Here is a 14,008-nt window from a genome sequence, read left to right as displayed (position 1 = left end):
CGAAGTGACCCTGCAGGGCGATGACGTGGCGGTGGCACCGGCCTCTAATGGAGGAGCAGTGCCAGTCGCACGCGATCACAGAGGAGTTGAGTACGCCATGACCAACGAGACGGCGTTGGACGACCAGTTGGACGGCGGGGTGCCGTACCGCTCACGGCGGCGCATCCTGGTCCGGGCCGGGGTGCCGGTGGCGGTGGGCGCGGTGATCGCCGCCGGGGTCGGGCTGGTGCCGGCGCTGGCCGCCGACTCACCGCCGGACCTGCCGCAGCTGTCGGCCGAGCAGGTGGTGACCAAGGTGCTCGGTTCCGACGCCCAGGCCCTGTCCGGGACGGTCTCCGTCTCCACCGACCTCGGAGTGCCCAGCCAGCTGCTGGGCGCCGCGGCCGGCGGGCTCGGTGCGGCGGCCGGACACGGCGGCGACCAGGGCCAGGCCTCGGCGGACCCGCAGTCCAAGCTGCTCGGTCTGCTCGGCGGCGACCAGACCCTGCGGGTCGCGGTGGACGGCCCGGACCACCAGCGGGTGGACCTGATGGAGAACATGGCCGGCTACACCCTCGTCCACAACGGCGACCAGAGCTGGGCGTGGGACAGCTCGACCAACACCGCCCTGCACGTGACCGGTCGTCCGGCCGGGCACGCCGGGGCCCCGAAGGCGCCGCTGACCGGGGTGCCGAGCACCCCGCAGGAGGCCGCCAGGCAGTTCCTCACCGGCAGCGCCGGCACCACCTCCGTCACCGTGGCCGGGACGGCCACCGTGGCCGGACAGAAGGCCTACCAGCTGAGCGTCAAGCCGACCCAGTCCGGCTCGACCCTCTCCGAGGTGCGGATCGCGGTGGCCGCCGACAACGGGGTGCCGCTCGCGGTGGTGGTGAAGTCCACCGACGGCTCCACCGTGCTGGACGTCCACTTCACCGACGTGTCCTTCGCCAAGCCGGCCGCCAAGACCTTCGACTTCACGGCACCCAAGGGGGCCAAGGTGACGGAGAAGAAGGCGGACGAGGCGGCCAAGGGCACCCAGGGTCAGCAGGGCGACCACGGCGACCACGGCGACCGGGCCAAGGGCCACGACGGGGTGAACGTGGTCGGCGACGGCTGGACGGCCGTGGTCTCCACCCGGCTGCCCGGCAGCGTCGGGGCGCCCGCCGAGGGCTCGCCGGACAGCAAGCAGGACAACGGCAAGCAGGGCAAGCGCCACGGCCGACCGATGGACCCGCAGGCCCTGGTGAAGTCGCTCGGCAAGCCGGTCGGCGGCGGCACCCTGATCAGCACCAAGGTCGTCAACGTCCTGCTCACCGACGACGGCCGGGTCTTCGCCGGCGCGGTGACCCTGTCGGTCCTCCAGCACGCCGCCGGGGTGAACTGACGGATGACCGAGACTCCCGTAACGGGGGACGTTACGGAGTCGGCCGGGGGCCGGGGCGCCGCGTCGCGCCCGGCCCCCGTTCCGTCCGCCGCCCCGGCTCCCCGTACCCCCCGTACCGGTTCCCCCGCCGACGACGTCATCAGGACCCGCGGCCTGACCAAGCGCTTCCGCGGCGGCCAGCTCGCCGTCGACGGCTTGGACCTGACCGTGCCGCGCGGCTCCGTCTTCGGCTTCCTCGGCCCCAACGGCTCCGGCAAGACCACCACCATCCGGATGCTGATGGGCCTGATCGCCCCCACCTCCGGCGTGGCCACCGTGCTCGGCGAGTCGATGCCGCAGTCCGTCGCCACCGTGCTGCCCCGGGTGGGCGCGCTGATCGAGGGCCCGGCGCTGTACGGCTTCCTGTCCGGCCGGGACAACCTGGTGCGCTTCGACGCGGCCGACCCGACCGCCGACCCGCGCACCCGCCGGCAGCGGGTCGAGAGCGCGTTGGAGCGGGTCGGCCTGAGCGCCGCCGCGGGCAAGAAGGCCCGCGCCTACTCGCTGGGCATGAAGCAGCGCCTGGGCCTGGCCGCCGCGCTGCTCCAGCCGCGCGAGCTGCTGGTGCTGGACGAGCCGACCAACGGGCTGGACCCGCAGGGCATGCGGGAGATCCGGGCGCTGGTCCGGGAGGTCGCGGCGGAGGGCACCACGGTGTTCCTCTCCTCGCACCTGCTGGACGAGATCGAGCAGGTCTGCACCCACGCGGCGGTGATGTCCCGGGGCCGGCTGGTGGTGCAGGGCACCGTCGCCGAGCTGGCCGCCCGGGCGCAGGGCCGGCTGGTGGTCCGCACGCCCGACGTGGCGCGGGCCACGGAGGTGCTGGCGGCCCACCAGGTGGACGCCCTGGTGCCCGGCGAGGGCCGGGTGGACGGCGAGGTGGGCGCGAGCGGCGACGAGGCGCTGCCCAAGCTGTGCGCGGCGCTGGTCGAGGCCGGGGTCCGGGTGCACGGGTTCGGGCTGGAGCGGGGCACGTTGGAGGACGCCTTCGTGGCGCTGACCGGGGAGGGCTTCGATGTCGCAGGCTGAGACGGTGCCGGCGATCGGCCGTCGGCCGCAGACCGCGTCCGGGTTCCTGGCGCTGTTCCGCAACGAGCTGCACCTGACCTTCCGCCGGATGCGCACCAAGGTGCTGCTGGGCATCCTGGCGGCGCTGCCGATCCTGATCGGGGTGATCGTCAAGCTCAACACGGACAGTCCGCGCGGCGGTGGCGGCGGGGCGCCGAGCTTCATCGCGCAGACCACGCAGAACGGCCTGTTCCTGGTGTTCACCGCGCTGGCGGTGGCCCTGCCGGTCTTCCTGCCGATGACGGTCGGCGTGGTCGCCGGGGACTCGGTGGCGGGCGAGGCGGCCACCGGGACCCTGCGCTACCTGCTGGTCGCCCCGGCCGGGCGGACCAGGCTGCTGGCCGCCAAGTTCACCGCCGGGCTGGTGTTCTGCCTGGCCGCCACCGCGGCGGTCGCGGTGACGGCGCTGGCCACCGGTGCCACCCTGTTCCCGCTCGGCGAGGTCACGCTGATCTCCGGGGACACCATCGGCTTCGCCGACGCCCTGCTGCGGGCGGTGCTGGTGGCCGGGGTGGTCGCGGTGTCGCTGGCCGGGCTGGTGGCGATCGGGCTGTTCGTCTCCACCCTCACCGGCAGCGGCATCGCGGCGATGGCCGCGACCGTCGGGCTGGTGATCACGGTGCAGATCCTGGACGCCTTCCCGCAGCTGGACGCGGTGCGGCCGTTCCTGTTCACCCACTACTGGATGAGCTTCTCGGACCTGCTGCGCGAGCCCATGTACTGGGACGGCGTGTGGAAGGACCTCGGGTTGCAGGCCGCCTACGTCGCGGTGTTCGGCTCGGCGGCCTGGGCCCGGTTCACCAGCCGGGACATCAGCGCGTAGCGGCGTCAGCCGGTGACGGCCTCCCTGGCCGGTTCCGTCGGGGCGGGCTGCGGCACGGCCGTGGCCCGCCCGGCGCGGTCGGCCCGCACCTGGCGCAGCGCGTCCCAGGTGAGCACCGCGAGCGCGGCCCACACCAGGGCGAAGCCGGCCCAGCGCGCCGGCGGCATCGACTCGTGGAACACCGCGACGCCGATCAGGAACTGGAACACCGGCGCCAGGTACTGCAGCAGGCCCAGCACGGTCAGCGGCACCCGGACGGCGGCCGCGCCGAAGAACAGCAGCGGGATCGCGGTGATCACCCCGCTGAGCATCAGCAGCCCGGAGTGCCCCCAGCCGTACGAGCCGGCCACCGTGTGCCCGAAGGTGCCGCGCCCGCTGGCCTCCAGGTAGACCAGGTAGCCGAGGGCGAAGGGGAACATGAAGGCGCTCTCGGCTGCCAGGCTCTCCAGCCCGCTCAGCCCGACCTGCTTCTTCAGCAGGCCGTAGGTGGCGAAGGAGAGCGCCAGGGTGAGCGCGATCCACGGCAGCTGCCCGTAGGCGATGGCGAGCACCGCGACGGCGGCGGCGCCCACGCCGACGGCCGTCCACTGCGCGCCGCGCAGCTTCTCCTTGAGCACCAGGACGCCGAAGCCGATGGTGACCAGCGGGTTGATGAAGTAGCCGAGGCTGGTCTCCACCACGTGGCCGTTGTTGACGGCCCAGATGTAGACGCCCCAGTTGACGGAGATCACCGTGGCCGCGCCGGCCAGCATGGCGAGCCGGCGGGGCTGGCGCAGCAGCGGGCGTATCCAGCTCCAGTGCCGCTGGGCGACCAGCAGCAGCACCACCGCGACCAGGGACCAGACCATCCGGTTGGCCAGGATGTCGTCGGCGGCGCCGGGCTCCAGCAGCGGCCAGAAGAGGGGGAAGAGCCCCCAGATCCCGTAGGCCGCCATGCCGTACCAGAGGCCTCGGCCGCTGTCCTGCTGGGTCGTCTGTGGCATGGCCGAGTGCCCTCCCGCGCGCGTGTCGTCCTGGCGACGGTAGCTGGCGGGAGGGCCGACTGTCATCTCCGTTTCCGGATTTTGGTCATGACATTGCCTGAATGCTGGACGGACCCGGCGTCCTCGCAGGTCAGACGGCCTCCTCAGGCACCCAGCGCCGCGCGGACGGACTCGGCCAGCGGAACGGTCGGACGGCCGATCAGCCGGGCCAGGTCGCCCGGGGTTCCGGCCAGCTCGCCGCGCGCGATGCCCGCGTCCACGTCGACCAGCGCCTCGGCGAAGCCCTGCGGCAGGCCGGCGCCGATCAGGACGTCCAGGTGCTCGGCCGGGGTGACGTCTCGGTGCCCGACCGGCTCGCCGGAGGCCTTCGCCAGCTCGGCGGCCAGCTCGGCCAGGCTCCAGGCGACGTCGCCGCTCAGCTCGTAGGCCCGGTTCTGCTCGCTCCCGTCGAGCAGGACGGCGACCGCCGCGTCGGCGTAGTCCCGGCGCGGGGCGGTGGCCACCCGGCCTTGGCCGGCGCTGCCGAGCACCACGCCGCGCGCCACCGTGCCGGCCGCGTCGCCCAGGTAGTTCTCGGTGTACCAGCCGTTGCGCAGGAAGGCGTACGGCAGGCCGGAGGCGAGGATCAGCTCCTCGGTCGCCCTGTGCTCGTCGGCCAGCCGGAAGGTCGCCGCGCCGAGGATGCCGGTGTAGGCGAGCAGGGCGACCCCGGCCGTCCGGGCGGCCTCGACCACGGCCCGGTGCTGCGGGACGCGGCGGCCGACCTCGCTGCCCGAGATCAGCAGCACCCGGTCGTCGGCGGCGAAGGCGCCGGCCAGGGTCTGCGGCTCGTCGTAGTCGACCACGCGGACGTCGACCCCGCGCGCGGCAAGGTCGGCCGCCTTCCCGGCGGAACGGACGGCCACCGCCACCTCGCTCGCGGGGACCTTGGCCAGCAGGCCCTCGACGACGAGGCGGCCGAGCTGGCCGGTGGCTCCGGTGACGACGTACATGGGTGCTCCTTCTCCTGGGCGGCTCTCTGACCTCGGAACTCACCCTAGAGCTGGCACTAACCTTTCGAAAGTACGCACTTCGAAGTAGGGTACTGACATGGAGGTAAGTACTGTGCGGGCGAGTGAGCCGCCCCCGGCGAACGTCTTCGACCGGATGTGTCCGTCCCGGGGCGTGCTGGAGCACGTCACCAGCCGCTGGGGCGTGCTCGTCCTCGGTGCGCTGCACGAGCGCGGCTACCGGTTCAGCGAGCTGCGGCGGCGGGTGACGGGGGTCAGCGAGAAGATGCTCGCCCAGACCCTGCAGACACTGGAGCGGGACGGCTTCGTGCTGCGCGAGGCGCACCCGGTGATTCCCCCCAGGGTCGACTACAGCCTCACCCCGCTCGGGCGGGAAGCGGCGGAGCTGGTCGCGTCGCTCGCACACTGGTCCGAGCGACGGGTGGACTCGGTGGTCGCGGCCCGCGAGGAGTACGACGGGCGGCCTACCGCTCCCTGATCAGCGCCGCCAGCCCGTCCAGGACGCAGGCCAGGCCGAAGGCGTACGCGTGGTCCGGGCCGTACGCGGCGCCGTGCGCCTGGCCGGCGGCGGCGCCGACGCGGGCGGCCACCGGGTAGCGCCCGGGGTCGAAGACCCGGGCCAGCAGGTCCGCGTTGGCCTGCCACCACTGGGCGTCGGTCAGCGCGCTGTCCTGCTGGGCGGCCCGCTCGTCGGCGGCCATCCGGGCGCAGGTCTGGACGAAGCCCAGCAGGTGGGTCAGCGCGGCGTCCAGCTCGACGTCGGGCAGGCCGGTGCCCTCCAGGGCGCGCAGCTCGTACTCGTACTTGGCCATCAGGCCGGGACCGAGCGGCGGGCGGCTGGTGGACACGGCGGCGACCCACGGGTGGGCGCGGAACAGCGCCCGGTTGTCGTCGGCGACGGCGGTCACCCGGGCCCGCCAGCCGTCGTCGGCCGGGGCGCTGCGGGGCATGGTGGCGTAGACGGTGTCCAGCATCAGGTCGAGCAGTTCGGCCTTGCCGGGGACGTAGGTGTAGAGCGCCATCGGGGACAGCCCTAGCTCCTGGGCGACCCGGCGCATGGTGACGGCGTCCACGCCCTCGGCGTCGGCCAGGGCGATGGCGGCGGCGGCGATCTCGCCGGTCGATCGGGCCTGCTTCGGGCCGCGCCGGCCGGGCTTCTCCTCGGCGGTCAGCCCCCAGAGCAGGGCGAGGGTGCGCGCGGGGTCTCCTGCGCTGCTGCGGTCCGTGGCCATGCGCAGGATCCTTTCACGGACGGCGGCGGTTACCGTCTCCCCATGACCAGCCCTGAGCCACTGCCCGGCACGGACACCACCCAGGCCCTCCGCCCCCGGGTGACCTGCCGACGCTGCCACCGGCCGCTGCACGACCCGGAGTCGCGGATGCTGCGGCTGGGGCCGGAGTGCCGCGATCCGGCGGAGCGGGTCGCGCGGTACGACGTGGAACAGGAGACGCTGCCGGGGGTGTAGCCCGGGGCCGGCGGTTCCAGGAGCGGCCGAAGAGGCGGCGGATCAGGCCGGGGCGGGGGTGTTCCTGCTGGGGTTCGGGGCGCTGAGGGAGCGGCCTCGGCGCGAGCGCCGGAGAAGCTCGCGGGCGCCCCGTGCCCCGCACCCCGGCCCGGTGGACGCGGCGCCCGAGGAGCTGGAACGCTGGGCGGCGGGGATCCCGTGTCAGCCTTCGCACCGGAACGGTAGGGACGATGAGCAGTTCGATCGAGTGGGCCGGCGACCCGGTGTCGTTCCGGCCCGCGACCGGGGAGGACACCGCCGAGGTGCTGAGCGTGCTGGACGAGGCGGCCGGCTGGCTGGGCGACCGGGGCATCCGCCAGTGGCCGGACCGCTTCCCGCCGGCCTGGGTGACCGGGGCGATCGAGCGCGGCGAGACCTGGCTGGTGGACGTCGGCGACAAGGCCTCGGGGACGGTCACCCTCGACTGGGCCGACGCCCTGTGGGCGGACGCGGGCGGTACGGCCGGCTACGTCCACCGGCTGGCCGTCCGCCGGTGGGCGCGCGGCCTGGGCGGGGTGGTCCTCGACTGGGCCGAGGACCGGGCCCGGCAGCGCGGGGTTGACGCGCTGCGACTGGACTGCGTCGCCCACAACCGCTCGCTGCGCGACTACTACGAGGGGCGCGGCTTCGTCCACCGCGGCGACGCGCCCTGGCCCGGCGTCCCCGGGCAGCCGAAGCGCGAGGGCCCGGTCCTCTGGATGAGCCGCTACGAACGGCCGGTCACCCCCGGCCGCACCTGAACATTTCAGCGCGAGAAATATTCAGGTGGACGTCGGCGTTCCGGAAGGGGTCGGCGCGGAGGGACCGCGCGAGGCCGGAAGGAGTGCAGCGCCGTGCGCGTCGAGATCTGGAGCGACATCAACTGCCCGTGGTGCTACATCGGCAAGGCCCGGTTCGAACAGGCCCTGGCGGCGTTCCCGCACCGCGCCGAGGTGGAGGTCGTCCACCGCTCCTTCGAGCTGGACCCGCACGCGCCGCGTGCGGCCCGGCCGGTGATCCCGCTGCTCGCCGCAAAGTACGGCATGAGCCTGGAGGAGGCCGAGGCGGCCGAGGCCCGGATCGCCGAGAGCGCCCGCGGCGAGGGGCTGCCGTACCTGGACGGCGGGCGGGACGCCGCGAACTCCTTCGACATGCACCGGCTGCTGCACTTCGCCGAGGCGCACGGCCGGCAGGCCGAGCTGCTGGACGCGCTGTACCGGGCCAACTTCGCCGAGGAGCGCTCGGCCTTCGACGCCGGGCGGCTGCTGGAGCTCGCTGTGGGAGCCGGACTGGACGGCGAGGCGGCGGCCGCGGTGCTGGCCGATCCGGAGGCGTACGCGGAGGCGGTGCGCGAGGACGAGGCAACGGCGAGCGCCATGGGGGCGACGGGCGTGCCGTTCTTCGTCCTCGACCGGAGGCTCGGGGTGTCCGGCGCCCAGCCCGCCGAGACCTTCACCCGGGCGCTGGAGCAGGCCTGGGAGAGCCGGGTGCCGTCGCCGCTGATCACGGTCGGCGCCGACGACGCGCAGGCCTGCGGGCCGGACGGCTGCGAGCTGCCCCAGCGGTAGGTCCGGCCGCCGGCGGCGGCAGGTTCAGCCGGCCTTCCCCACGGTCTGGGTGAGCCAGGTGAACACCGACGGGACGAGCGGCTCCCAGGTGGAGGTCAGGTGCGGGCCGTTGACCTCCACCGGGGTGACGGTCGTCGGCGCCTTGGCGTTGCGCTGCAGCGCCAGGGCGTCCTCGTAGCCGTCGCCCTTCCTGCCCGTCGCGTACAGGGCGACGTCGGGCGGCGTCTGCGCGTGCTGGAGCAGGTAGACCGGGTTGGAGACCTCGCGCAGGTGTGGGTCCTTGGCGGTGAGCGAGTCCGACTCGCCGTTCGGGTCGTTGTAGCCGGAGAGGCTGACCCCGGCGTGGTACCGGTTCGGGTGCCCCAGTGCGAGCCGGGCGGCGCAGTGCCCGCCCGCCGAGTAGCCTGCCACGGCCCAGCGCTCGGGGCCCGGCTCGGCGCGGAAGTTGTCCAGCACCATCTGCGGCACGTCCCGCGCCAGCCAGGTCTCGGCGTTGACCTTGCCCGGCACGTCCGCGCAGCCCGTGTCGACGTGGTCGGAAAGCAGCACCACGCGCGGCGAGACCAGGATGAACGGCGCGATCTGCCCGGACTTCATCAGCGGCGCCAGCTGCTTGGAGACGTTCATGCTGCCGAACCAGGCGCTGGACGAACCGGGGAAGCCCACGAGCAGCTCGACCACCGGGAACTTCCTGTCCTTGTAGGCCGGGTCGTCGTACTGCGGCGGCGTCCAGACCAGCACCTCGCCGTCCACCCCGGAGACCCGGCCCTTCAACTGGGTGGTCTTCACGTCCTTCGGCACGGCCTTGTCGTCCACCGAGGTGAACTGCTGGGTCACCTTGGGCTGTTCGGGCCCGTTCGCGGCGGCCGTCGCATCCGCCGGGGGCGGCACGGGCACCGCCCGGACGTGGCTCCCGGTGCCGAGCAGGTCGTCCCAGCTGCCGTACAGCTGGTTGTCGTTGTTGACCACCACGAACACCAGCGTCACCGCGGTGAGTTGGGCGAAGGCCACCATGAGCAGCCGGCTGCCGAAGCGCACGGACCGCGGGCCGCGCACCCGGTTCCACAGGTACATCAGCAGCCCCACGGAGAGCGGGAGGAGGAGGATGGAGAGGACGAAGAACGCCGTGCCGGTCAGCTTCACATCAGCTGATACGGCCGGAACCGGCGGTTCGGTTGCGGCCCGGCCCGGCAATCCTCGCAGGACGTCGGACGGGCCGACCTCCCGCGCCCCGCACTGTCGGCGCGGTCAGTCGTAGAAGAACTGGCGGAGGTCGGAACGAGGACGGCCGGCCGGTGGCCGCCGCCGGGGTGCACGTGCACTCCGCCGCCCACCGGGTCGCAGTGCTCGGCAACGTCGTCACCCACCCCGACGCCCGCGGCCGGGGCCTCGCCCGCGCCTGCGTCACCGCGCCGTACCGCCGCCTCGCCCCGGCCGCCGACCACCTGGGCCCCACGTCCGCACGGACAACGCCCCGGTGCGAGGCCCGTCCCGGTGTGCACGAAGGGTGATCCGCCGAGATGGCGGGCGGTTCGGGCACGTGTGATCACGACTCGGCATCCCTTGTCACGGACTCGGGTGGGACTCGTCACGGCCCGGTCAAGACCCGGCGAAGTCGTGGCGTGCGCGTTGATCACTGCGCTATGAACGTCCCTCAGGAGGACGGCCGCCACGGCAGTCCGCAATGATCCGGAGCGATCCGCAGTGATCCGCACCAACGGGGGACGTCACGTGAAGACCATCCGCAACAGTCGCACCATGGCCCTGGCCGGCCTGGCCGTGGTGGGCGCGCTCACCATGACCGCCTGCAACGACGACGCGGCGTCGTCCGACAGCGCCGCCACCGCGCCGGCCACCCAGGCGCCGGCCACGCCGTCCGCCGCGCCCACCACCCCGGCGGCCTCCGCCGCGCCGACCGGCGACGCCACCGGTGCGGCGCCGGGCGGTTCCACCGCCGGCTCGACCGGCGGGGCCCCGGCCCAGGCCGGCCCGACCGCGGCGCCCGGGACCACGCTGAAGCTCGGCGACGCCGCCACCATCCCGTTCGTCTCGGGCAGCACCAAGGGCACCGTCTCGCTCGCGGTGACCTCGATCGACAAGGGCGACCCGGCCGACCTCGCCCCGCTCAAGCTCGGCGACAAGGCCACCGGCATGGTGCCGTACTACGTCCGGTTCAAGGTCACCAACACCGGCAGCACCGACCTGTCCTTCGCCAGCCTGACCCAGATGAAGGGCACGCTGCCGGACGGCTCGGAGGCCTCCGAGGTGATGCTGATCGGCACCTTCGACAAGTGCCCGCACCCGTCGTTCCCGAAGGGCTTCACCAACGGCCAGTCCATCACCTCCTGCGTGCTGGCGCTGGCGCCGACGGCGACCAAGGTGGCCGGCGCCGAGTACTGGGGCGAGCCGTACACCCTGGGCAAGGGCGTCAACTGGAAGTGACGCAGGACGGCCGGTGGGCGGGGCGGCGTCGGGCCGCCCCGCCCACCGGTCACTCCGCCGCGGCGGCGGTCCCGCCGTGGATCCGCAGGAAGGCGTCCACGCCCGCCCTCGCGATCCGCTCGACCACCTCCCCCGCCACCGGCAGGGCGCCCCAGAAGGAGCGCTCGGCCACGCCGTGGAAGGTCAGCAGGGTGAACTGCTCGGCGGCCAGCTCCGCGTCCTCGGCGGCGAGCAGCCCGCGCTCGGTGAGCGCCGCGAAGTGCTCCGCGAGGTCCCGCTGGGAGGCCACCGGACCGGCCTCCAGCCAGGCCTCCAGCACGTCCGCCGGGATGTTGGCCACCTCGGCGCGGATGGCCCGGCCGAGCGCCCCGTGCTCGCCCGCGGAGAGGACGGCGTTCGCCCGCTCCACCGCGAAGTCGACCAGGTCGCGGCGCAGGTCCACCACCCGGTCGAGGTACTTCGCCATCAACTCCCGGATCCGCTCGGTCAGTTCCGCCGCGTTCTGGAGCGCCACCGACAGGAAGAGGGTCTCCTTGTCGGCGAAGTGGTTGTAGACCGTGCGCTTGGACACCCCAGCCTCGGCCGCGATCGCGTCCATGCTGGCCCGGACGTAGCCCTCGCGTCCGAAGACCGTCGTCGCGGCCCGGGTGATCGCCTTGCGCTTCTCCGGTCGTCCCGCTCCGCCTGTGGTCGCCACGGCCCTCCTCCTTCTGCGTCGGCGCCCCCGCCGACCCTCTCGAAAACTGCCCGGTGTAGTGTATGCAGCCCGCTCGCGAGCGGACTTGCCACCGAACAGGCGTGCTCTATGCTGCGTACGATCTCTACACCTCTGTAGAGCAAATCCGAAAACGTGCCTGCCCCCGAGCAGCAGCGGGAAACCGAGAACGGGAACCGGCCGGCCGAACACCAGCGTCCCGTACTGGCAGCGCCGCTACCGCTCTCCCACAGCAGGCCCGGCGCAGCGCCGAGGCGGCGCGCGAAGCACGGGAACACCGGGGGTGAGTGAGTGGCGGGGCAGCGAGGACGGTCGCCCGACCAGGGTTCACGGCGGCGGGCGACAGGGGACCGCCCCACCGGCCCCGAGCGTCGTCCCTTCTCCGGCGGGCCGGCCCTGCCCGGGGTGGTGGCCGTCGGGCTGCCGCTGGTGGGCGCGGTGGTCGACGAGTTCTCCGGACCGGGCATGGGCGTCGCCTTCGCGGTGTGCGCGGTGCTCGGCACCGGCCTGGCGGCCGGGCTCAGCACCCGCCGCGGCTGGTGGTGGGTGCTCGCCGCCTCCCCGCTGGTGGTGCTCGGCGTGACGGCCGCGGTCGAATTCTCGGCGAACTCCGAGAAGTACCAGGGCAACGCCCTGGCGACCGGCTCCGCGAAGTGGGTGGTGCACGGCTTCCCGGTGATGGCGCAGGCCGTGGTCGCGGCCCTGCTGGTGATCGTGGCCCGGGTGGTCCTGGACCGGAGGAGGCGGCATGGCTGACGACCGCGAACGGCAGGAGGACGGCCGGACCGCCGCCGGCAGGAGCACGGACGCCCCGCAGGGCCGCCGCGGCTCCCCGCTGCTGATCGCCACCCGGGTGGTGGCCACCACGGTGGGCCTCGCGGTGTTCGCGGCGAGCGGCGTGGTCTGGTACGAGTACACGTCCCTCACGGACGGGATGACCACCTCCAACGCCATCGCGCAGACCAAGAAGGACGCCCCCAAGCACCTGGACAACTCGGTCAACCTGCTGCTGATCGGCCTGGACAGCCGCAAGAACATGGACGGTTCCGACCTGCCCCCGCAGTTCGTCCAGGACGAACTGCACGCCGGCCACAGCTCGGACGTCGGCGGCTACAACACCAACTCGCTGATCCTGCTGCACATACCGGCGAGCGGCGGCAAGGTGCAGGCGATCTCCATCCCGCGCGACGACTACGTCATGACCTACAACGGGGACGGCTCCCAGCAGGGCATGCACAAGATCAAGGAGGCGTACGGGATCGCCAAGGACAAGTTCGACGGCAGCTCGAAGGCCAAGGGACTCAAGGGCGCCGACCTGGAGAAGGCCGGCCGCGACGAGGGCCGCGCGGCCACCATCCGCACCGTCCAGACCTTCGTCAACCAGCCCGTCGACCACGTCGCCGAGGTCAACCTGATGGGCTTCTACGACATCGCCAAGGCCGTCGAGCCGATCCAGGTCTGCCTGACGCACGACACCAAGGACCCGGCCATGGAGGGCCAGGGCTCCGGCGCCGACTTCAAGAAGGGTGTCAACACCCTCAACGCCTCCCAGGCGCTCGCCTTCGTCCGCCAGCGCCACAACCTGGACGACGGCAAGGGCAACACCGGCGACTTCGCCCGTACCCACCGTCAGCAGGCCTTTATCTCCTCCGTCGTGCACAAGCTCAAGCAGGACGGCATCATCAGCGACATCGGCAAGCTCAAGGACCTGTTCGGCGTCGTCCAGAAGGACCTGGTGATCGACAACGAGTGGAACGTCCTGGACTTCGCCCAGCAGGCCCCGGCGCTGACCGGCGGCAACGTCGAGTTCAACACCCTGACCTTCGACGGCTTCGGCACCAGGAACGGCCAGGACGTCAACCTGGTGACTCCGTCGAAGATCCAGAAGGTGGTCAAGCAGGTGTTCGGCTACGCCGACGCGGCCGCCCCCGCCGCCCCGGCCGCCCCGGCCGACGGCGCCACCGATGCCCCGACCACCGGGGCCCCCGCCCCCTCGCCGACCGCGACCGCCCCGGCCAAGGCTGCCTCCCCGGCCACCGTCGACGTCCTCAACGGCTCCTCGGCCGCCGGGGTCTCCTCCTCGGGCGAGGCCAAGGCCCTGGTCGCGATGGGCTTCAAGGAGGGCACGACCGGCCCGGCGCGCACCAAGCAGAAGGCCACCACGGTGACCTACGGCAAGGGCGCCAAGGACGCCGCCGACCAGATCGCCGCCCGCTACGGCGTCACCGCCACCGAGTCCGCCTCCGTCGCCGCCGACCACGTCGTGGTCACCCTCGGCAGCGGCTTCACCGGCGTCGCGGGCGACAAGCCCGCCGCCCCCGGCGGCACCGCCCCCACCGGCGACCCGGCCGCCAACCTGCCGATGCAGGGCCCCGGCGTCGACGCCGAGTCCGACGGCGGCATCCCCTGCGTCTTCTGACGCGACCCGCACCGCACTGTGAGGGAGGTCCCCGCCGGGGCCTCCCTCACGTCTTTCCCGGGTCCTCCCTGGCGAAATTCTCCGTACCATGCAT

General features: G+C 73.3%; 16 protein-coding genes. 11 read left to right on the top strand and 5 right to left on the bottom strand.

All coding sequences use genetic code 11. The annotated features are described in order from the left end of the window. The first annotated feature begins 97 nt into the window (after nt 1-97). From ACH4J0_RS15690 to ACH4J0_RS15680, 3 genes are read left to right on the top strand one after another with little or no spacing between them, the layout of a single operon-like run. Nucleotides 98-1,363 carry an outer membrane lipoprotein carrier protein LolA gene (locus ACH4J0_RS15690; RefSeq protein ID WP_396240284.1) on the top strand — a complete coding sequence of 422 codons (1,266 nt, stop codon included), beginning with the start codon at nt 98-100 and terminating at the stop codon, nt 1,361-1,363. A gap of 3 nt (nt 1,364-1,366) precedes the next feature. Next, nucleotides 1,367-2,431, top strand: a complete 1,065-nt coding sequence (locus ACH4J0_RS15685) for an ABC transporter ATP-binding protein (RefSeq protein ID WP_396240282.1) — start codon at nt 1,367-1,369, stop codon at nt 2,429-2,431. Next, nucleotides 2,418-3,293 carry an ABC transporter permease gene (locus tag ACH4J0_RS15680; RefSeq protein ID WP_396240280.1) on the top strand — a complete coding sequence of 292 codons (876 nt, stop codon included), beginning with the start codon at nt 2,418-2,420 and terminating at the stop codon, nt 3,291-3,293. Before ACH4J0_RS15685 ends, ACH4J0_RS15680 begins: the two co-directional genes overlap by 14 nt. A gap of 5 nt (nt 3,294-3,298) precedes the next feature. Here the strand turns inward: ACH4J0_RS15680 and rarD are convergent, their stop codons facing one another. Next, a complete protein-coding gene (gene rarD / locus ACH4J0_RS15675) occupies nt 3,299-4,276 on the bottom strand; it encodes an EamA family transporter RarD (RefSeq protein WP_396240278.1) in 978 nt (325 codons plus the stop codon). Between the two features lie 143 nt (nt 4,277-4,419). After that, the gene (locus ACH4J0_RS15670) at nt 4,420-5,268 is read right to left on the bottom strand and encodes an SDR family oxidoreductase (protein WP_396240276.1); all 849 of its coding nucleotides are present in this window, start codon (nt 5,266-5,268) and stop codon (nt 4,420-4,422) included. A gap of 97 nt (nt 5,269-5,365) precedes the next feature. Between ACH4J0_RS15670 and ACH4J0_RS15665 the strand changes: the two genes are divergently transcribed. After that, nucleotides 5,366-5,764, top strand: coding sequence for a winged helix-turn-helix transcriptional regulator (locus ACH4J0_RS15665; RefSeq protein WP_396240274.1), 399 nt, complete (start codon nt 5,366-5,368; stop codon nt 5,762-5,764). On the opposite strand, the gene ACH4J0_RS15660 is transcribed toward ACH4J0_RS15665, so the two are convergent. Further along, entirely contained in the window at nt 5,751-6,518 is a 768-nt protein-coding gene (locus tag ACH4J0_RS15660) for a TetR/AcrR family transcriptional regulator (protein WP_396240272.1), read from the bottom strand. The two genes, ACH4J0_RS15665 and ACH4J0_RS15660, sit on opposite strands and share 14 nt — an antisense overlap. 42 nt (nt 6,519-6,560) lie before the next feature. Here ACH4J0_RS15660 and ACH4J0_RS15655 point away from each other — a divergent pair, with 42 nt between their 5' ends. The 3 genes from ACH4J0_RS15655 (at nt 6,561) to ACH4J0_RS15645 (ending at nt 8,338) form a co-directional block, all read left to right on the top strand. Next, nucleotides 6,561-6,752, top strand: a complete 192-nt coding sequence (locus ACH4J0_RS15655; protein ID WP_396240270.1) for a DUF6011 domain-containing protein — start codon at nt 6,561-6,563, stop codon at nt 6,750-6,752. A gap of 230 nt (nt 6,753-6,982) precedes the next feature. Next, nucleotides 6,983-7,531 carry a GNAT family N-acetyltransferase gene (locus ACH4J0_RS15650; RefSeq protein ID WP_396240268.1) on the top strand — a complete coding sequence of 183 codons (549 nt, stop codon included), beginning with the start codon at nt 6,983-6,985 and terminating at the stop codon, nt 7,529-7,531. 93 nt (nt 7,532-7,624) lie between these two features. Next, the gene (locus ACH4J0_RS15645) at nt 7,625-8,338 is read left to right on the top strand and encodes a DsbA family oxidoreductase (RefSeq protein ID WP_396240266.1); all 714 of its coding nucleotides are present in this window, start codon (nt 7,625-7,627) and stop codon (nt 8,336-8,338) included. A 24-nt stretch (nt 8,339-8,362) separates the two neighbouring features. Here ACH4J0_RS15645 and ACH4J0_RS15640 read toward each other — a convergent pair whose 3' ends face one another. Continuing rightward, the gene (locus tag ACH4J0_RS15640) at nt 8,363-9,481 is read right to left on the bottom strand and encodes an alpha/beta hydrolase (RefSeq protein ID WP_396240264.1); all 1,119 of its coding nucleotides are present in this window, start codon (nt 9,479-9,481) and stop codon (nt 8,363-8,365) included. Between the two features lie 32 nt (nt 9,482-9,513). Between ACH4J0_RS15640 and ACH4J0_RS15635 the strand changes: the two genes are divergently transcribed. Further along, on the top strand, nt 9,514-9,849 hold the full coding sequence (locus ACH4J0_RS15635) for a GNAT family N-acetyltransferase (protein ID WP_396240262.1): 336 nt from the start codon (nt 9,514-9,516) through the stop codon (nt 9,847-9,849). A 220-nt stretch (nt 9,850-10,069) separates the two neighbouring features. Next, entirely contained in the window at nt 10,070-10,780 is a 711-nt protein-coding gene (locus ACH4J0_RS15630; protein ID WP_396240260.1) for a hypothetical protein, read from the top strand. A 49-nt stretch (nt 10,781-10,829) separates the two neighbouring features. Here the strand turns inward: ACH4J0_RS15630 and ACH4J0_RS15625 are convergent, their stop codons facing one another. Then, nucleotides 10,830-11,477, bottom strand: coding sequence for a TetR/AcrR family transcriptional regulator (locus ACH4J0_RS15625; RefSeq protein WP_396240258.1), 648 nt, complete (start codon nt 11,475-11,477; stop codon nt 10,830-10,832). A 423-nt stretch (nt 11,478-11,900) separates the two neighbouring features. Here ACH4J0_RS15625 and ACH4J0_RS15620 point away from each other — a divergent pair, with 423 nt between their 5' ends. Beyond that, a complete protein-coding gene (locus tag ACH4J0_RS15620) occupies nt 11,901-12,251 on the top strand; it encodes a DUF6542 domain-containing protein (RefSeq protein ID WP_396240256.1) in 351 nt (116 codons plus the stop codon). Beyond that, nucleotides 12,244-13,914, top strand: coding sequence for an LCP family protein (locus tag ACH4J0_RS15615; protein ID WP_396240254.1), 1,671 nt, complete (start codon nt 12,244-12,246; stop codon nt 13,912-13,914). Before ACH4J0_RS15620 ends, ACH4J0_RS15615 begins: the two co-directional genes overlap by 8 nt. Nucleotides 13,915-14,008: the final 94 nt, after the last annotated feature.

Origin of the sequence: Kitasatospora sp. NPDC017646, assembly GCF_044329365.1 — a bacterium.
GTDB lineage: Bacteria > Actinomycetota > Actinomycetes > Streptomycetales > Streptomycetaceae > Kitasatospora.
This window is presented reverse-complemented; position numbering and strand designations above follow the sequence as displayed.

What these genes read in the sequence shown, in the direction of transcription:
- ACH4J0_RS15655 (WP_396240270.1), top strand. Translation starts at nt 6,561, where the DNA reads ATGACCAGCCCTGAGCCACTGCCCGGCACGGACACCACCCAGGCCCTC.
- ACH4J0_RS15690 (WP_396240284.1), top strand. Translation starts at nt 98, where the DNA reads ATGACCAACGAGACGGCGTTGGACGACCAGTTGGACGGCGGGGTGCCG.
- ACH4J0_RS15650 (WP_396240268.1), top strand. Translation starts at nt 6,983, where the DNA reads ATGAGCAGTTCGATCGAGTGGGCCGGCGACCCGGTGTCGTTCCGGCCC.
- ACH4J0_RS15665 (WP_396240274.1), top strand. Translation starts at nt 5,366, where the DNA reads ATGGAGGTAAGTACTGTGCGGGCGAGTGAGCCGCCCCCGGCGAACGTC.
- ACH4J0_RS15670 (WP_396240276.1), bottom strand. Translation starts at nt 5,268, where the DNA reads ATGTACGTCGTCACCGGAGCCACCGGCCAGCTCGGCCGCCTCGTCGTC.
- rarD (WP_396240278.1), bottom strand. Translation starts at nt 4,276, where the DNA reads ATGCCACAGACGACCCAGCAGGACAGCGGCCGAGGCCTCTGGTACGGC.
- ACH4J0_RS15660 (WP_396240272.1), bottom strand. Translation starts at nt 6,518, where the DNA reads ATGGCCACGGACCGCAGCAGCGCAGGAGACCCCGCGCGCACCCTCGCC.
- ACH4J0_RS15615 (WP_396240254.1), top strand. Translation starts at nt 12,244, where the DNA reads ATGGCTGACGACCGCGAACGGCAGGAGGACGGCCGGACCGCCGCCGGC.
- ACH4J0_RS15680 (WP_396240280.1), top strand. Translation starts at nt 2,418, where the DNA reads ATGTCGCAGGCTGAGACGGTGCCGGCGATCGGCCGTCGGCCGCAGACC.
- ACH4J0_RS15685 (WP_396240282.1), top strand. Translation starts at nt 1,367, where the DNA reads ATGACCGAGACTCCCGTAACGGGGGACGTTACGGAGTCGGCCGGGGGC.